14 protein-coding genes are annotated in these 17,252 nt (G+C 70.8%); 6 read left to right on the plus strand and 8 right to left on the minus strand.

What is annotated here, in order from left to right:
- Window positions 1-34: 34 nt before the first annotated feature.
- The 4 genes from lipA to ACFWYW_RS07715 all read left to right on the plus strand — a co-directional run bounded on the left by lipA (window position 35) and on the right by ACFWYW_RS07715 (window position 4,984).
- Window positions 35-964 carry a lipoyl synthase gene (lipA, locus tag ACFWYW_RS07700; protein WP_379611560.1) on the plus strand — a complete coding sequence of 310 codons (930 nt, stop codon included), beginning with the start codon at window positions 35-37 and terminating at the stop codon, window positions 962-964.
- Between the two features lie 115 nt (window positions 965-1,079).
- Window positions 1,080-3,455: a beta-glucosidase gene (locus ACFWYW_RS07705; protein WP_379611559.1), complete on the plus strand. Its 2,376-nt coding sequence runs from the start codon at window positions 1,080-1,082 to the stop codon at window positions 3,453-3,455.
- A gap of 93 nt (window positions 3,456-3,548) precedes the next feature.
- The gene (locus ACFWYW_RS07710) at window positions 3,549-4,223 is read left to right on the plus strand and encodes a DUF4191 domain-containing protein (protein ID WP_379611558.1); all 675 of its coding nucleotides are present in this window, start codon (window positions 3,549-3,551) and stop codon (window positions 4,221-4,223) included.
- Window positions 4,223-4,984: a class I SAM-dependent methyltransferase gene (locus ACFWYW_RS07715; protein WP_379611557.1), complete on the plus strand. Its 762-nt coding sequence runs from the start codon at window positions 4,223-4,225 to the stop codon at window positions 4,982-4,984. Before ACFWYW_RS07710 ends, ACFWYW_RS07715 begins: the two co-directional genes overlap by 1 nt.
- On the opposite strand, the gene ACFWYW_RS07720 is transcribed toward ACFWYW_RS07715, so the two are convergent.
- Genes ACFWYW_RS07720 through ACFWYW_RS07730 form a run of 3 tightly spaced genes read right to left on the minus strand, consistent with a single transcriptional unit; the run spans window position 4,968 to window position 6,495 of the window.
- Complete coding sequence (locus ACFWYW_RS07720) at window positions 4,968-5,258, minus strand: hypothetical protein (RefSeq protein WP_379611556.1); 291 nt, start codon at window positions 5,256-5,258, stop codon at window positions 4,968-4,970. The genes ACFWYW_RS07715 and ACFWYW_RS07720 overlap by 17 nt on opposite strands.
- The gene (locus tag ACFWYW_RS07725; RefSeq protein ID WP_379611555.1) at window positions 5,255-5,887 is read right to left on the minus strand and encodes a hypothetical protein; all 633 of its coding nucleotides are present in this window, start codon (window positions 5,885-5,887) and stop codon (window positions 5,255-5,257) included. Before ACFWYW_RS07725 ends, ACFWYW_RS07720 begins: the two co-directional genes overlap by 4 nt.
- Entirely contained in the window at window positions 5,884-6,495 is a 612-nt protein-coding gene (locus ACFWYW_RS07730) for a TetR family transcriptional regulator (protein WP_379611554.1), read from the minus strand. Before ACFWYW_RS07730 ends, ACFWYW_RS07725 begins: the two co-directional genes overlap by 4 nt.
- Window positions 6,496-6,614: 119 nt before the next feature.
- Between ACFWYW_RS07730 and ACFWYW_RS07735 the strand changes: the two genes are divergently transcribed.
- Window positions 6,615-10,898: a GH92 family glycosyl hydrolase gene (locus ACFWYW_RS07735; RefSeq protein ID WP_379611553.1), complete on the plus strand. Its 4,284-nt coding sequence runs from the start codon at window positions 6,615-6,617 to the stop codon at window positions 10,896-10,898.
- A gap of 11 nt (window positions 10,899-10,909) precedes the next feature.
- Here the strand turns inward: ACFWYW_RS07735 and ACFWYW_RS07740 are convergent, their stop codons facing one another.
- Genes ACFWYW_RS07740 through ACFWYW_RS07760 form a run of 5 tightly spaced genes read right to left on the minus strand, consistent with a single transcriptional unit; the run spans window position 10,910 to window position 16,151 of the window.
- Window positions 10,910-12,046 (minus strand): SMP-30/gluconolactonase/LRE family protein, encoded by a 1,137-nt coding sequence (locus ACFWYW_RS07740; RefSeq protein WP_379640930.1) that lies wholly within the window; start codon window positions 12,044-12,046, stop codon window positions 10,910-10,912.
- Complete coding sequence (locus tag ACFWYW_RS07745) at window positions 12,043-12,801, minus strand: SDR family NAD(P)-dependent oxidoreductase (RefSeq protein WP_379611551.1); 759 nt, start codon at window positions 12,799-12,801, stop codon at window positions 12,043-12,045. The genes ACFWYW_RS07740 and ACFWYW_RS07745 overlap by 4 nt, the downstream gene beginning before the upstream one ends.
- The gene (locus tag ACFWYW_RS07750; RefSeq protein ID WP_379611550.1) at window positions 12,798-13,640 is read right to left on the minus strand and encodes an amidohydrolase family protein; all 843 of its coding nucleotides are present in this window, start codon (window positions 13,638-13,640) and stop codon (window positions 12,798-12,800) included. Before ACFWYW_RS07750 ends, ACFWYW_RS07745 begins: the two co-directional genes overlap by 4 nt.
- Complete coding sequence (locus ACFWYW_RS07755; RefSeq protein WP_379611549.1) at window positions 13,630-14,811, minus strand: mandelate racemase/muconate lactonizing enzyme family protein; 1,182 nt, start codon at window positions 14,809-14,811, stop codon at window positions 13,630-13,632. Before ACFWYW_RS07755 ends, ACFWYW_RS07750 begins: the two co-directional genes overlap by 11 nt.
- Window positions 14,811-16,151 carry an aspartate aminotransferase family protein gene (locus ACFWYW_RS07760; RefSeq protein WP_379611547.1) on the minus strand — a complete coding sequence of 447 codons (1,341 nt, stop codon included), beginning with the start codon at window positions 16,149-16,151 and terminating at the stop codon, window positions 14,811-14,813. Before ACFWYW_RS07760 ends, ACFWYW_RS07755 begins: the two co-directional genes overlap by 1 nt.
- Before the next feature lie 218 nt (window positions 16,152-16,369).
- Here ACFWYW_RS07760 and ACFWYW_RS07765 point away from each other — a divergent pair, with 218 nt between their 5' ends.
- On the plus strand, window positions 16,370-17,110 hold the full coding sequence (locus ACFWYW_RS07765; RefSeq protein WP_379611546.1) for an IclR family transcriptional regulator: 741 nt from the start codon (window positions 16,370-16,372) through the stop codon (window positions 17,108-17,110).
- The last annotated feature ends 142 nt before the right edge of the window (window positions 17,111-17,252 follow it).

The following is a 17,252-nucleotide window of genomic DNA, read 5'->3' on the forward strand; positions in this document are numbered from 1 at the left end:
ATGGGATGTTCTCGCGGGGACGTAAGCTGGGTCCGTGACCGTTGCCCCTGAAGGCCGAAAGCTCCTCCGCTTGGAGGTGCGCAACGCCGAGACCCCCATCGAGCGCAAGCCCCCGTGGATCAAGACCAAGCTGAAGACGGGCCCCGAGTACACCGAGCTCAAATCGCTCGTGCGCCGGGAGGGCCTGCACACGGTCTGTGAAGAGGCGGGCTGTCCCAATATCTACGAGTGCTGGGAGGATCGCGAGGCGACCTTCCTCATCGGCGGCGACCAGTGCACCCGCCGGTGCGACTTCTGCCAGATCGACACGGGCAAGCCCAAGGAGTACGACAAGGACGAGCCGCGCAGGGTCGCCGAGTCGGTCCAGCAGATGGGCCTGCGCTACGCGACCGTGACCGGCGTCGCCCGTGACGACCTGCCCGACGGCGGCGCCTGGCTCTACGCCGAGACCGCCCGCCAGATCCACACCCTGCTGCCCGGCTGCGGCGTCGAGCTGCTGGTGCCCGACTTCAACGGCGACCGCGAGCAGCTGGAGGAGGTCTTCTCCAGCAAGCCGGAGGTGTTCGCGCACAACGTCGAGACCGTGCCGCGCATCTTCAAGCGGATCAGACCGGCCTTCCGGTACGAGCGTTCGCTCGGCGTCATCACGATGGCCCGCGAGGCGGGGCTGGTGACCAAGTCCAACCTGATCCTGGGCATGGGCGAGGAGCGCGAGGAGATCGTGCAGGCGATGCGCGACCTCCACGAGGCGGGCACCGACCTGCTCACGATCACGCAGTACCTGCGGCCCACGCCGCGCCACCACCCGGTGGAGCGCTGGGTGAAGCCGGAGGAGTTCGTGGAGCTGCAGGCCGAGGCCGAGGCGATCGGCTTCGCCGGTGTGCTGTCCGGTCCGCTGGTCCGCTCGTCGTACCGGGCGGGCAAGCTCTACAAGCAGGCGATCGAGGCGCGGCAGAGCGCCTGATCCTGCTGACGGGAAACCGCATCCCTGGTCGAGGGGTGCGGTTTTTCGTGCCCTCTATATAACGCAAAGGTCACAAACCTAGCTCTCGGTCGGTTTTCTGGTTAACACTGACGGGGTGGATTTCGACGAACTGATCAACAAGCTGGACCTCAGCACCAAGATCCGCCTGCTCACCGGCGCCGACATGTGGTCGCTGCCCGCGATCCCCGAGATCGGGCTCGACCGGCTCGTGATGAGCGACGGCCCGATCGGCGTACGCGGCGAGCAGTGGAGCGCCGTGGACCCGTCGATCGCCCTGCCCAGCCCCACCGCGCTGGCCGCCACGTGGGACGTCGGCCTGGTCAGGCAGGTCGGCAGGCTGCTCGCCCAGGAAGCCCGGCGCAAGGGCGTCCACGTGCTGCTGGCCCCCACCATCAACCTGCACCGCACGCCGCTGGGCGGACGGCACTTCGAGTGCTTCTCCGAAGACCCGTTCCTCACCGGCGAGGTCGGCGCGGCCTACGTCGAAGGCGTCCAGGACGGCGGGGTCGGCACCACGCCCAAGCACTTCGTGGCCAACGACTTCGAGACCGACCGCTTCACCGTCAACGTCAAGGTGACCGGCAAGGTGCTGCGGGAGATGTACCTGGCGCCGTTCGAGCGGGTCGTACGGGCGGGCGCGTGGGGTCTCATGAGCGCCTACAACTCGGTCAACGGCACGACCATGACCGAGCACTCCGAGCTGGTCAACGGGGTGCTGAAGGACGAGTGGGGCTTCGACGGGTACGTGGTGTCCGACTGGACGGCGGTGCGCTCCACCGAGGCGGCCGCGCTCGGCGGCACCGACGTGGCCATGCCGGGTCCGAACGGGCCGTGGGGCGAGAAGCTGGAGGCCGCGGTCCGCGAGGGGCGGGTGCCGGAGTCGGCCGTGGACGACCGGGTCCGCCGCATCCTGCGGCTGGCCCAGCGCACCGGCGCGCTCGGCGGGGGCGCGGGCCGTACCGGCGGATCGGCTGGTTCGATCGACGGGGTGGCGCTCGCGCGCGAGGTGGCCGCGCGCTCGTTCACGCTGCTCAGGAATGAGGGCGGGGTGCTGCCGTTCGCGGGCGTGCGGACGCTCGCGCTCATCGGGTCGGCGGCCGACGAGGCGCGGATCATGGGCGGCGGCAGCGCCCAGGTCTTCCCCGACCGGATCGTCTCGCCGCTGCGCGGGCTGCGTGAGCGCGACGGCGTCGAGGTGCGCTACGCGCTCGGCACCGACCCGCGGCTGCGCTTCTCGCCGCTCAACGCCCCCGCCACGGCGCTCTTCCTGGACGGCGAAGGCGAGCTGCTGGCCGAGGCGGCGGTGCCGATCGCCGAGGCGCGCTGGGTGGGCCAGCCGCCCGCCGGGGTGGACCTCGACCGGCTGGCCGCGGTGGAACTGCGCGCCGGGTACACGGCGGACGTCGCCGGGGAGCACCAGTTCTCGGTCACGGGCGTCGGCCGCTACACCTTCACGATCGACGGCACGACCGTGTTCGACGACGCGATCGTCTTCGAGGGCGACGACCCGGGGGCCGCGCTGCTGCACGCGCCCGAGCGGCGCTTCACGCACGTGCTGGAGGCCGGTCAGACCGTCGAGCTGTCGCTGCGCCAGCACGAGGTGGCCAGCTTCGCCGGGATGACGCTGATCATGTTCGCGATCGGGCACGCCAACCCGTCGGCCGGCGAGGACGAGCTGCTGGCCGAGGCGGTACGGCTGGCCGCCGGGAGCGACGTCGCGGTCGTGGTGGCCTCGACCACGCTGGAGGTGGAGAGCGAGGGCTTCGACCGCAAGGACCTCAAGCTGCCCGGCCGCCAGGACGAGCTGATCGCCGCCGTGGCCGCGGCCAACCCGCGCACGGTGGTCGTGGTCAACACCGGCTCCCCCGTCGAGATGCCGTGGGCGGGTGACGTGGCGGCCGTCCTGCTGACCTGGTTCCCCGGTCAGGAGGCCGGGCTCGCGCTGGCCGACGTGTTGTTCGGCGACGCCGAGCCGGGCGGGCGGCTGCCCACGACCTGGCCGGTGTCACTGGAGGACAGCCCGGTGGTCGACGTCACGCCGCGCGACGGGGCGGTGCCGTACGACGAGGGGGCCTTCATCGGGTACCGGGGCTGGGAGAAGGCGGGGCGTACTCCGGCCTTCTGGTTCGGGCACGGCCTCGGGTACACGTCGTGGACCTACGACGCCGTGGACGCCAACACCGAATCGGTCACGGTTTCCGTCACCAACACCGGTGAGCGGCGCGGGCGGGAGGTCGTGCAGGTGTACGTGGCTCCGGCCGGGCCCGGTGAGCGGCCGGCACGCTGGCTGGCCGGGTTCGCGGTGGTCGAGGCGGACCCCGGTGAGAGCGTCGTGAGCACGGTGTTCCTGCCCGAGCGCACGTTCCAGGTGTGGGGCGGGGACGGCTGGACGACCGTGCCCGGCGCGTACACGGTCGAGGTGGGCGCGAGTGTCGCCGACCGGCGGCTGACGGCGGACATCAGCGTCTGAGACCGAAAAAGAGGGGCGCGCCCGGACCCGGCGCGCCCCATTCCCGTGGTCACGTTTTCATCTCGGGGGGCTGGGCTTTGTATCCTTCAAAGCATGGCAACCGCAGAAGAGAAGCCGGGGCGTATCAAGCAGCTCCGCATGATCGCGCAGATCATCAAGCAGGCCAACCCCAAGGGGCTGCCGATCGTCTTTCTCTCGGCGGTCGCCACCCTGGCCGTGGCCGTCGTCATCGGCCTGGTCATCGACCAGCTGATCTATTCGATCATCCTCGGTATCATGCTGGCCTTCACCGTCGGCCTGGTGGTCTTCGGCCAGCTCGCCCAGCGGGCGCAGTACTCCATCCTGCACGGGCAGACCGGCGCCGCCGCCGCGGTCCTGCAGGGCATGCGCGGCAACTGGCAGGTCACCCCGGCCATCTCGGTCAACCGCGACCAGGACCTGATCCACATGGTCGTCGGCTTCCCCGGCGTCGTGCTGGTCTCGGAAGGGCCGGGCAACCGGGTGGCCAAGATGCTCACCGCGGAGAAGAAGCGCATCTCCCGCGTGGCGCTCGGCATCGAGATCTACGACCTCCAGTGCGGTGACGGCGAGGGCCAGATCCCGCTGGCCAAGCTGCAGCGGCACATCATGAAGCTGCCGCGCAACCTGAAGAAGCCCGCGGTCAACGAGGTCAAGGACCGGCTGCGCTCGCTGCCCAAGAACATGCCGCTGCCCAAGGGCCCGATGCCCAAGGGCGCGCGGGTCCCGCGCGGCCCCAAGATGCGCTAGTGCCGTCGCCGTCGTCGCGGGCCAACCGCTGGTGGTGGGACGGCAACGCCGACGAATACCAGGTCGAGCACGGCCATTTCCTCGGCGACGCGCGGTTCGTGTGGTGCCCGGAGGGTCTCGACGAGGCCGAGGCCCGGCTGCTGGGCGAGGTGCGCGGGCGCGAGATCCTGGAGATCGGGTGCGGGGCCGCGCAGTGCGCGCGGTGGCTGGCCGGGCAGGGCGCCCGGGTGGCCGCCTTCGACATCTCCCACCGGCAGTTGCGCCATTCCCAGCGCATCGACCTGGAGACCGGGGTGACGGTTCCGGCCGTCCAGGCGGACGCCGAGGAACTGCCGTTCCTCGACGCCCGGTTCGATCTGGTCTGCTCGGCGTTCGGGGCGCTGCCGTTCGTGGCCGATCCGGCGGCCGTCTTCCGTGAGGTGCGCCGGGTGCTGCGACCGGGCGGGCGGTTCGTCTTCTCGGTGAGCCACCCGATCCGGTGGGCGTTCCCCGATGATCCCGGGCCGCGGGGGCTGACCTCCGACCGGTCCTATTTCGACCGTGCGCCGTACACCGAGACCGGCGAACGCGGCGAGGTCACCTACGTCGAGCACCATCGCACGCTGGGCGACTGGATCGGGCTCATGGCCGCGGCGGGACTGCGGATCGACGGGCTGACCGAGCCCGAGTGGCCGCCGGGGCACGAGCGGGTGTGGGGTGGCTGGAGCCCGTTGCGCGGGCGCAACCTGCCCGGCACCGCGATCTTCAGCTGTAGCGCCTAGCCATGGCGTGGAAGACCGCCTTCGGCTCCCAGCGGGTGTCGTCGAGCATCCTGACCACGCCGTAGGAGCCGAGGTCGCCGACGCCCTGGCGGGCGTAGCCGGCGAAGGTGAACCACAGCGCGGTGTCCACGCCCTCCCGCTCGAAGACGTCCATCAGGTCCTCGAGGTAGCGGACCTGCTCCTGCTCATCGGGTACGGCGTCCGCCGGCGGCTGCCAGGCCATGCCGCCGAGCAGACCGGCGCCCCGGTAGGCGCAGGTGCCGAACTCGGTCACCACGACGGGCTTGCCGTGGCGGGCGTGGGCGCGGATCTCCGCGGGAAACTCTCCAGGTTGTACTCCGCGCGGTAGGCGTCGACGCCCACCAGGTCGAACGGCGTCCAGTCGATGGGCTCCCACGGCGCGCTGGCATAGGTGACCGGGCCGTCGAAGTGCTTGCGCACCGTCTGGGCGGCCTCGGCCAGGAAGGTGTTGAGCCGATCGATGATCGGGCCGAGGCTCTCCCACCAGGCGGTGTCCGCGTCGGCCATCACCTCCAGGCGCTCGGAGTAGGTGTCGCCGGGCATGAAACCCTGGCCGAAGGCGCTGGTCTCGCAGCCGGTCACCATGACCGTCCGGCCGTCGAGCGCCTGGGCGCGGCGGGCGCACTCGGCGTAGAGGTCGAGCATCTCGGCCGTGGACAGATCCACCGGGAACGGCGCGAAGTAGACCTCCAGCCCGGCCGCCACGGCCTCCTCCGCCGCGACGCTCAGCCGCTGGGGGTCTCTGCCCGACACGCGTACGGTCGAGCAGTGCAGCTCACCGGCGATGACCCGCATGTCGGCGCGGGCCGTCTCCCGGTCGAACACCGCTCGCGTGCCGGGCTCCGGCAGGAAGCCGGTGTCGTAGTTGATGCCTTTCTTCATGTCCCATGTCCCCTTTCCAGAAGGTCGAAGGCCCGATCCACGTCGGGACGCAGCGACTCCCCCGCCTCGCGCAGGCTCATGCCCGCGGCCAGGCGATCGAAGAAGGCCTCCTGCAGCAGCAGGATCGTCGCGGTGATCTGGGCCGCCATCAGGTCGGCGGTGAGGTCGTCGGCGGGCAGATGGCAGGTGTCGCGGCCACCCAGGACCATGGCCAGGGCGGCGCGCTGGCCGTACTGGATCTCCTGCATGGCGGCGGTCAGCGTGGGGCTCGCGATGATCACTTTCATCTTGGTCATGAGCTCCGGTATGTCCGCCTCCGCCTCCAGGTGCTCGGCGAAGAGCAGGTAGTGCTCGCGCAGGGCGCGCAGGGGGGTCTGGCCACGGCGGCGGCAGGAGACGACACCGGCGATGTCCTCTTCCACGTCGTCGAGGACCAGGCCCTCCTTGTTCGGGAAGTAGTTGAACAACGTCACCTTGGCCACGCCGGCCGCCTGCGCGATCTCGTTGACCGTGACGGCCTCGAAGCCTCGTTCGGCGAACAGGCGCAGGGCGGTGTCGCCGATGTGCTTGCGCCGCTGGGCCTTCTTCTCTTTGCTCACCCCGACCATGAGAGGAACGGTAATCCATACCGGGTTCAAAAGTAAACCTGGTATGGTTCTGCGGATCGGCCATTGACAACGTTGTCTTTTGGGTTTCTTCTGGTGACAACGTTGTCAGGGAGGCTTGTATGCGCAGAACGCATCTGGCGGTCGTGACGGCCGTCGCCATGGCGGTGTTCGCGGGGTTATCCGGGGTGGCGGCGGCCGATCCACCGCCGTCACCGCTGCCGTCGGACGCTCCGTCCGCGGCCCCCACCCATCCGGCCCCGATCGAGGAGCAACCCGCGGCCCAGCGGGCGGCGGGCCGGAGCCGGGTCGGCGCGGCGCCGCCAGGGGCGCTGTTCCACACCTCCTTTGAGACGGGACAACCCTCGCCCGACTGGGTCAACACGCCCGAGGAGGGTAGGCCGGGCGAAGGAGTCACCGGGAGCAGTACGGGCGGGATTCCGGGCAACATCACCGACGAGATCGCCGAGGTGGCCGCCAGCGGCGAGTACTCCCAGGCGGGCGAGGTCAAGGAGAACCTCCTCGACGGGGACGTCAACACCAAGTGGCTCGTGTTCACCTCGACCGGCTGGGTCTCGGTCAGGCTGACCAAGCCGATCAAGGTCGTCCGCTACGCGCTGGCCAGCGCCAACGACGCGGCGGAGCGGGATCCGCGCGACTGGGCTCTGGAGGGATCCCAGGACGGGCGGAGCTGGACGGCCGTCGACACCCGTGCGGGCGAGGTGTTCGACGCACGGCTGAAGACGCGGGAGTTCGAGGTGGCGAACGCGGCGCCGTACCTGCACTATCGGCTGAACGTGACCCGCAACGGGTCCGGCGGGATCGTGCAGCTCGCCGAGCTGCAGTTGTCCGACGGGGACACGTCGCCGAAGCCGCCCTCGCCGATGCGCAGCGTGATCGGGCCGGGGCCGGGCAGCGGGTTCGCGGCCAAGCTGCGCGCCGGGTACACGGGGCTGCAGGCCTTCCGGTACTCGGGCAGCACCACCCGTGAGCAGGGTGGACGGGCCACGAACAAGGTGTTCGAGACCGACATCGAGGTGGCGGCCGACACCGAGCTGTCCTACAAGATCTTCCCCGAGTTCACGGGGGCGTCGATGGCCTATCCGAGCACGTTCGGGGCGGTCGATCTGGCCTTCGGCGACGGGACCTATCTGAGCGACCTCAAGGCGGCCGACCATCACGGGATCACCCTGAGCCCGCGCGCGCAGGGGGCGTCCAAGACGCTGTACGCCGATCAGTGGAACCACAAGAAGGTACGCGTCGGGGACGTGGCCAAGGGCAAGCGGATCAAGCGCATCCTCGTCGGCTTCGACGCGCCGGTGGGGCCGCTGTCGTTCAAGGGGTGGCTGGACGACGTCACGCTCGCCCCGGCCGACGACAAGAAGCCGGGCAGCGTGGCGGACTACGCGCTGACCACGCGGGGCACGCACTCGACGGGCGGCTTCTCGCGGGGCAACAACTTCCCGGCCACGGCGGTGCCGCACGGGTTCAACTTCTGGACGCCGATGACCGGGTCGGGGTCGAACTCGTGGCTGTACGAGTACCACCGCAACGGCAACGCCGACAACGTGCCGACCATCCAGGCGTTCGCCGCCTCGCACCAGCCGAGCCCGTGGATGGGCGACCGGCAGTCGTTCCAGGTGATGCCGTCGCTGCTGGCCAGGCCGAACGCGGACCGGGTGGCCAGGGCGACGCCGTTCTCGCATGACAAGGAGACGGCGCGGCCGTACTACTACGGGGTGGATCTCCTGAACGGGATCCGCACGGAGATCGCGCCCGCGGACCACGCGGCGGTCTTCCGCTTCACCTTCCCGGGTGACGGCGGCAGCCTGATCTTCGACAACTACAACAACGACGGCGGGCTCACCGTCGGCGCCGACGGCGTGGTGACCGGCTTCACGGACGCGCGCAGCGGGCTGTCCGCGGGTGCGACGAGAATGTTCGTGTACGCCGTGTTCGACCAGCCCGTCACCGCCGGTGGCAAGCTGACCGGCGCGGGCCGCGACAACGTCACCGGCTACACCGCCTTCGGCGCCAAGCAGGTGACCATGCGCATCGCCACCTCGTTCATCAGCGTGGAGCAGGCGAGGCTGAACCTGGCCGAGGTCGCGGACGGGTTCGAGCCGGTGAAGGCGCGGGCCAAGCGGGCGTGGGAGGACAAGCTGGGCGTGATCGAGGTGGAGGGCGCCTCGCAGGACCAGCTCACCACGCTGTACTCCAACCTGTACCGGCTGTTCCTGTATCCGAACTCGGGCTTCGAGAACACTCCGCAGGGGCCGAGGTACGCCAGTCCGGTCTCGCCCCCGGCCGGGCAGAACACGCCCACGCGGACCGGGGCGAAGGTGGTGGACGGCAAGATCTACGTCAACAACGGGTTCTGGGACACCTACCGCACCACCTGGCCCGCGTACGCGCTGCTGTCGCCGCAGGCCGGTGAGCTGGTGGACGGCTTCGTCCAGCAGTATCGCGACGGCGGCTGGATCGCGCGCTGGTCCTCGCCCGGCTACGCCGACCTGATGGTGAGCACCAGCTCGGACGTGGCCTTCGCCGACGCGTACACCAAGGGCGTGCGCGGGTTCGACGCCAAGGCCGCCTACGCGGCGGCGCTGCGCAACGCGACCACGGTGCCGCCGAACGCCTCGGTGGGCCGCAAGGGCATGGCCACGTCGGTCTTCCGCGGGTACACGGCGCTCAACGAGGTCGGCGAGGGCCTGTCGTGGGCGGTGGACGGCTACATCAACGACTTCGGCATCGCCGAGATGGCCAAGGAACTGGCCAAGACCGCCACCGGCCCAGAGAAGACGAAATATCTCGATGAAGCCGAATATTTCGGCAATCGGGCGCTCAACTATCTGAACATGTGGGATCCCGCCACGGGCTTCTTCCAGGGCCGCGACTCCACCGGCAAGTGGCGCCACACCAAGGCCACCTACGATCCCCGCGTCTGGGGCTTCGACTACACCGAGACCAACGGCTGGAACATGGCCTTCCACGCGCCGCAGGACGGCGTGGGACTCGCCGGTCTGTACGGCGGCCGCCCGGCCCTGGCCAAGAAGCTCGACGACTTCTTCACCAGCCCGGAGACCGCCACCTTCCCCGGCTCGTACAACGGCGTCATCCACGAGATGCGCGAGGCCAGGGACGTGCGCATGGGCCAGTACGGCCACAGCAACCAGCCCAGCCACCACATTCCCTACATGTACAACTACGCCGGGCAGCCGTGGAAGACGCAGGCGAAGGTCCGCGAGGCCCTGTCCCGCCTGTACCTCGGCAGCGAGATCGGCCAGGGCTACGCCGGTGACGAGGACAACGGCGAGATGTCGGCCTGGTACCTGTTCGGCGCGCTCGGCTTCTACCCGCTCCAGATCGGCAGCCCGCACTACACGGTCGGCTCGCCGTTGTTCACCAAGGCCACGGTCCACCTGCCCTCGGGCCGCGACCTGGTGATCAACGCACCGGCCAACAGCGCGAAGAACGTCTACGTCCAAGGGCTCAAGGTCAACGGCAAGGCGTGGTCGTCGACCTCGCTGCCGCACGACGTGCTGGCCCGCGGCGCCGTACTGGACTTCGCGATGGGACCGGAGCCGTCGTCCTGGGGAGAGCCGCTGAACTCGATCACCCCGGACGGCGCGACGCCGCGCCCGCTGCGCGACATCCCCGTGAGCGGCGGCCCGGCCGCGCTGTCCGACGACACCTCGGCCACGACCGCGCAACTGTCCGGCCCGGTCACGCTGCGCGCGGGCACCAGGGAGAAGGTCTCCTTCTACACGCTCACCTCGGCGCAGACCGGGCCGTCGTCGTGGACGCTGGAGGGCTCCCTGGACGGCACCACCTGGACGGTCGCCGACCGGCGGCAGAACGAGCCGTTCACCTGGTCCCGCCAGACCCGCCCCTTCAAGATCGCCAACCCGGGCCGTTACGCCCACTACCGCCTGACCGCCACGGGAACACTGGCCGAGCTGGAACTCCTGGCCCAGCCCGATCCCGCCTGCACCCAGACCGTCACCGGCACCCGTCCCGGCCCGCTCACCGTGAGCTCCGGCGTCACCTGCCTGGCCGCCGGGGCGAAGGTGACGGGGCCGGTGATCGTCCGCAAGGGCGCCGGCCTGTACGCGCTGGACTCGGCCACGATCGGCGGCCCGCTCAGCGCGGCGGGCGCCGAGACGGTGGCGCTGCTCGGCACGTCGATCGGCGGCCCGCTGTCGGCCACCGGCGTGGCGGCACTGTCGCTGGAGGCGGTGACCATCGGCGGACCCGCGGCGCTGACCGGCAACACGGGCCCGCTGATCGCCGCCTCGGCCGTGCGGGGGCCGCTGACCTGCACGGGCAACCAGCCGGCCCCGACCGCCAACGGCCTGCCCAGCACCGTGGGCGGGCCGGTGACGGGGCAGTGCCGTTCACTCTGACCCGCTAGGGCTCACCCGGGGAACGGTGTGGGCGGGACTCCCCCGCCCGCACCGGTCACGGCCAGCAACGACCCGCCGTCGGGCGCGGCGGTGGTCACGTAGAGCGTGCCGCCGCCGAAGGCGCAGCTCGTCGGGCGGGCGCAGGGCGTCTCGACGACCGTGTCGAGACGCCCTTCAGGCGTATAACGGTGTACGGCGGCGCCGTCCCAGACCGCCACCCACACACAGCCGTCCTCGTCGACGGCCAGACCGTCGGGCAGCCCGCCCCGGACCTGGGCCACCACGCGCCTGCCGGTGACGCGGCCGTCGTGGACGTCGAAGGCGTCGAGGGTGCGGGAAGGGGTGTCGACGTAGTACATGGTGCGGTGGTCCGGGGACCAGCCGAGGCCGTTGGAGCAGGTGACGCCGGTGAGCTCGGTGGTGGTCCGGCCGTCGGGAGCCACCCGGTAGAGGGCGGCCGTGCCGGGGCGGTCGGTGCACATGGTGCCGATCCAGAAATGTCCCCACGGGTCCACGGCGCCGTCGTTGAACCGGGTGTCGTGCGGCAGATTCCACCGCCCCAGCGGCACTCCCCCGGGCTCCAGGGTGAGCCGGTCACCGCGGGCCACCACCAAGCCCCCGTCCCGCCGGAGGGCGACCGCCGTGACCATTCCGCCCCGGGGATCGTCACCGGAGTTCCCGGCTCGGAACACCGTGCCCGAGGTCCCCCGGCCAGTGCCTTCGAGAAGACCGGGGGCGAAGGGCTCGGTGAGCGGGCCGTGAAGAGGGGAGGTTGTGCGGCCGAGGAGAGGGGCCGAGCCGGGAGGGACGGAACCCATGGAGCCGGGGGAAGCGCGCGAAGGGGTGGCGGGAGTGCGACCGGAGGGGGTGGAGCTCGTGGGGTCGAGGGAGGTGGAGGTGCTGGGAGGGGTTGGAGGCGGGCGGCCGTGGGTGGGGGTGCGAGGGGTGAAGGGGGTGGGGGTGAAGGGGGTGGGGGTGAAGGGGGTGGGGGTGAAGGGGGTGGGGGTGAAGGGGGTGGGGGTGAAGGTGTGGATCAGGCCGGCCGGGAGGTCTACCCAGAGCAGGAGGCCGCGGTCCTGGTCCCATACCGGGCACTCCCCCAGCTCGGCCGTCCCCGGTACCACGACCTCGGCCCGGAGCCGCCTCACAACGAGTTGCGGTAGGGCGGCATGAAGCGGAGCCGTGGCATCTGGTCGGCCAGGACGCCGCCGTCCACCACGAGGGTGGCGCCGGTGACGTAGCGGGCCTGTTCCGAGACCAGGTAGCGGACCGCCCCTGCCACGTCCCGCGGCGTGCCGTACCCGCCGTGCAAGGGGATGCGCTCCTCCCACGCCTGCTCGAAGGCGGCGCGGTCGAGGGGGAAGTCGCCGTCGATGGGGGTGGCGATCATGCCGGGGGCGACCGCGTTGACGGTGATGCCGTGCGGGCCCAGCTCGGCGGCGAGCGATTTGGTGGTCAGTTCCAGGGCGGCCTTGGAGGCGTTGTAGTGGGCGAGTCCGGCCTCGGCCATGAGGCCGTTCTTGGAGGAGATGTTGACGATCCGGCCCCGGACGCCGTCGGCGATCATGTGCTCGGCCACCCGCTGCGCCAGGAAGAAGGGCGCCTCGCTGTTGACCCGCATGACCCTGCGCCACTCCGCCACGGTGATCTCGTTGAAGTGGCGCAGCGAGGCGATGCCCGCGTTGTTGACGAGGACGCCGATCGGGCCGTGCTCGCGCCGGACACGGTCGACCAGTGCCGCGATGGCCTCGGTGTGGGCGAGGTCGAAGGCGTAGGACGGCGGAGGTTCTGTGCCGGGCAGGTCGATAGACACCACGCGGAGGCCGGCGGCGAGCAGGTCGTCGGCGATCGCCTGGCCCAGGCCGCGGGCGGCGCCGGTCACCACTGCCAGTTCGGCGCTCATGACAGGCCCAGCAGGTCGAGCGACGGGCGGTGGATGAGCTTCTCGATCTCCTCGCGGTCCAGTGGGGGAAGGCCGGGGATGCCGGGTACCGCGCCCACCGCGCGCAGGCCGTCCACGGAGGCGTTCACCGTGGTGAAGGGGTAGTCGCTGCCGAACAGCAGCTTGTCCCAGACACCGTAGTCCTGGACCAGCCGCAGGCTGTGCCAGAGCTGGAAGGGCCGGTAGTGCAGGGCGGAGACGTCGGCGTAGACGTGGCGGTGTTTGCGGATGACCGCGATGCACTCCCCCTCGTACGGATGGCCGAGGTGAGCCAGGACCATCCGCAGCCCGGGATGGCGGATCGCGACCTCGTCGAGGTGGACGGGCAGCGCGTACCGCAGTGGCGCGGCCGAGACGAACGTGGTGCCGGTGTGCACGAGCAGGGGCAGCCCGTGGGTCTCGGCGTAGGTGTAGAGGTCGTCCAGTTCCGGGTCGGCCGGGTCGAATCCGGCGTACATCGGCATGAGTTTGATGCCGCGCAGCCCCAGGTCCTGGTGGCCGTGGACGAGTTCGTCGCGCCAGCCGGGCTGGGTGGGGTCGAGCGCGAGGTAGCCGATGAGGCGGCCGGGGTGGGCCGCGGCGTAGGCGGCCACCTCGGCGTCGTCCACCCACAGGCCCGACCGGCGCGCCTTGCCGCCGACGACGACGGTCGTCGTGTCCTCGGGCGCGGTGGCCGCGTAGCCGGCCCAGCGCACGGTCAGGTCCACCTCTCCCCCGTGGGCCCTGGCCGACTCGGCCGCGAACGGGTCGCCCAGGTCGCCGGGGCAGGAGAACAGGTGCGAGTGGACGTCAACGATCACGCTTTTCCCAGCCTTCGGCGAACATGTTCCAGAAGCGGTGGGACGGCGGGTGCTCGGCGAAGACCTCGTCGGCCAGTTCGATCCCGAGCCCCGGCCTCTCAGGAATGCCGATATATCCGGACTCGACGGGCAGCGCGCCCCGCACCGCGTCGTGGACATGCGGGTCCACCATGCCGTCGAACGTCTCCAGGATCAGGAAGTTCGGCATCCCGAGGACCGCGTGCACGCTGACCGTGGTGCAGACCGGCGAGTTGGAGTTGTGCGGCGCGACCAGCATCGCGTGCACGTCCGCCTGCGCCGCCAGCTTCCTGACCTCGGTGAACCCGCCGGCCATCGAGAGGTCGGGCTGGATGATGTCCACCGCGCCGGTCGCGAACAGCCGCGCGTACTCGTAGCGGTTGTGGAAGTGCTCCCCGCCCGAGATCGGCATCGTGGCCCGCTGCCGCAGCTCGGCGTAGCGCTCGATGTGCGTCCAGGGCAGCGGCTCCTCGAACCACCCCAGGTCGAACGGCTCCAGCTCCCGCACCAGCCGCTGGGCGGTGGGCATGGCGAAGCGCGCGTGCCCCTCCACGAACAGGTCGGCATCCGGTACGGCCGCGCGCACGGCGGCCACGATCTCCACCGACAGCCGCAGTTCCTGCCTGGACAGGGACCCCAGCCCGGCCCCGAACGGGTCGAACTTGAGCGCGGTGTAGCCACGGGCGGCGACCTCGCGGGCCTTGGCGGCGAACGTCTCGGGGTCGCGCTCGCCGGTGTACCAGCCGTTGGCGTACACCCGGACGCGCTCGCGGCAGGCGCCGCCGGTCAGCCGGTAGGCGGGGACGCCGAGCGCCTTGCCCATGATGTCGTAGAGCGCCTGGTCGATCCCGGAGACCACGATCCCGCCCACGTCGCCGCCGCGCAGGAAGTCGCCCTGGTACATGCGCAGCCAGATCTCCTCCACGTCGAAGGGGTCGGCGCCGATCAGGTGGCGTTCGGCCATGGACTCGGCCAGCGAGCACGTCTCGCGGCCCCGGTAGGGGTGGGTGATCTCGCCGACGCCGGACAGTCCCTCGTCGGTGTGGACGCGGACATAGGAGAAGTCGCGCCACGCCGTACCGAGGGAGAGGGTCTCCACGCGGCTGATGCGCCCGGCCGGTCCGGTGGGGCGGCTCTTGTCGACGGTCAGCATCAGCGGGCCCCGCCCATCGTGCTGGCGCCGCTCAGGTCGAGGTCGGCGCCGGTGGCGAGCTGGGCGCTGGCGGCCAGGGCGGCCGCCTCCAGCAGGTGGTCGACGTCGGCGTCGGTGTGGGCGTAGGAGACGTGGCTGCGCTTGAGGTTCAGCGGCAGCTCGAAGATGCCGTGTTCGAGCAGCCGGCGCCGGTAGCCGATGAACATGCTGGCATCATTGCGCAGCAGGTCGTCGTAGGTGCGGGCGGGTCCGTCCATGAAGTACTCGACGAAGACCGAGCCGTATCCGGTCACCAGCGAGGCGACGCCCAGCGAGGAGAAGACCTCGGACAGGCCGGTGCGGATGCGCTCGCCCAGCCGGAAGACGTGCTCGTGCACCGGCTCGGACTGCAGCTTGCGCAGGGTGGCCAGTGCGGCGGCGACCACGGCGGGGTGGCCGTTGTAGGTGCCGGCGAAGAAGGCGGGCCCGCCGGGCCTGGAGCTGAACAGGTCCATGAGGTCGGCGCGGCCGCCGAGCGCGCCCACCGGGTAGCCGTTGGCGATGGCCTTGCCCATCGTGGTCAGGTCGGGCGTGATCCCGCTGATCGCCTGCCAGCCGCCGAGGTGGTGACGGAAGCCGGTGATCACTTCGTCGAAGACCAGCACGCTGCCGGCCCGGGTGCACTCCTCGCGCAACGTCCGCAGGAACTCCTGCTCCGGCAGCAGGCAGCCGACGTTGTGCGGCACCGGCTCGACGATCACCGCGGCGATGTCGGCGCCGTGCTCGGCGAAGGCCTGCCGTACCGCCTCCGCGGAGTTGAACGGCAGCACGAGCGTCGCGTCGAGCACCTCGGGCAGGATTCCGGCGGAGATGGGGTCCTTGCCGCCCACGCGGTCGGGGGCGGAGATGACGTTGAGGCTGACCGCGTCGTGCCAGCCGTGGTAGCAGCCCTGGAACTTGACCACGAGCCGCCGCCCGGTGGCCGCCCTGGCCACGCGCAGCGCGTGGAAGGTGGCCTCGCTGCCGGTGCTGGTCAGCAGCACCTGCTCGACGCTCGGGACGAGCTCGGTCAGCGCCTCGGCGAGCTCGACCTCGTCCTCGGTGACGCCCACCCCGCACAGGTCGACGGTACGGCCGGCCTCGGCGACGGCCGCCGAGACGTCGGGGTCGTTGTGACCGAGCAGGGGCGGGCCGAAGGCCGCGTGGTAGTCGACGTACTCCCGGCCGTCCCGGTCGCGGAAGCGGGCGCCACCGGCCTTGGCGATGACGAGGTCGCCGAGTCCCGGGACGTTGCGCTGCCCGCTGTTGACGCCGCCGGGGATGACCCGGCGGGCGCGCTCGGAAAGGACACGCTGATTCAAGATCTCTCCTCGAAGCGCGCACGTCGCGGCCCAGCCCGGCCGCGGCGAGCACTGACGATCCACCGCTGATGTGCATTTGCCGAACACTGTTTGGCATAACCGAACAGCTTGGAAGGACCATAAACAGCCCAAGGCCTGGGTGTCAACGACGAACTCCGCTAAGCTGTTCGGTTGTGACGAACACTCCTGCTGAGGATTCGCGATATTGGGTGCGGAGCGTGGCCCGCGCCGCCGAGGTCCTGGAGGCCCTGAGCAAGAGCGACGGCGGCGTGAGCGTGACCGACCTGGCCGCCGCCTGCGGGCTGAGCAAGAGCGCCGCCTTCGCGACCCTGTACACGCTGCGCCAGTACGGCCTGGTGGCCGACGACGGCGAGGGCATGAACCGCCGCTACCGGCTCGGCATGGCGCTGGCCAGGCTCGGCTCCCGCGCCCAGGACCAGCTGAGCCTGCGTGACGTGGCCCGGCCCGCGCTGGTCGAGCTGACCCGGCAGACCGGGATGAACTCCCGGCTCGCGGTGCCCGACGAGGGCCAGGCGGTCGTCGTCGACCAGGTCAGCAACGGCGAGCGCATCCAGGTCGACCTGCGCATGGGCACCCGCGAACTGCCCCACTGCACCGGCCTGGGCAAGGCGCTGCTGGCCGAGATGGCCGACGAGGAGGTGACGGCGCTGGTCGGGCGGGTCGGCCTGCCGTACCGGACGGGACACACGATCACCGACCTGCCGGTGCTGCTCGCGCACCTCAAGACGGTCAGGGAGCTCGGCTACGCGGTCGACGACGAGGAGGACGCCGACGGGATCTTCTGTATCGGCAGCGCGCTGCGCGACCACAACGGCGCCTGCGTCGGCGCGATCAGCATCACCTCGCTGAAACGCGACCTGCCTGCCTGGCGTTATCAGGAGCTCGGCCGCCAGGTCAGGGCCGCCGCCGAGCGGATCTCGGGGGAACTCGGCGCTTGACAGAACCCTCGGACGCTGTCTAGCGTCCACGGCTAATCGTTTCGGGCGCATCACTGGCTCCCGCCGCCGCAGCCCCGGCGCCGGGAAGTACGGCCAGCAGCACCGCCGCCTGCACGCCTCAATGCGTGTCGCCCGGCCTTCC

Source organism: Nonomuraea sp. NPDC059023 (genome assembly GCF_042740095.1).
In the GTDB taxonomy this organism is placed as follows: Bacteria; Actinomycetota; Actinomycetes; order Streptosporangiales; family Streptosporangiaceae; genus Nonomuraea.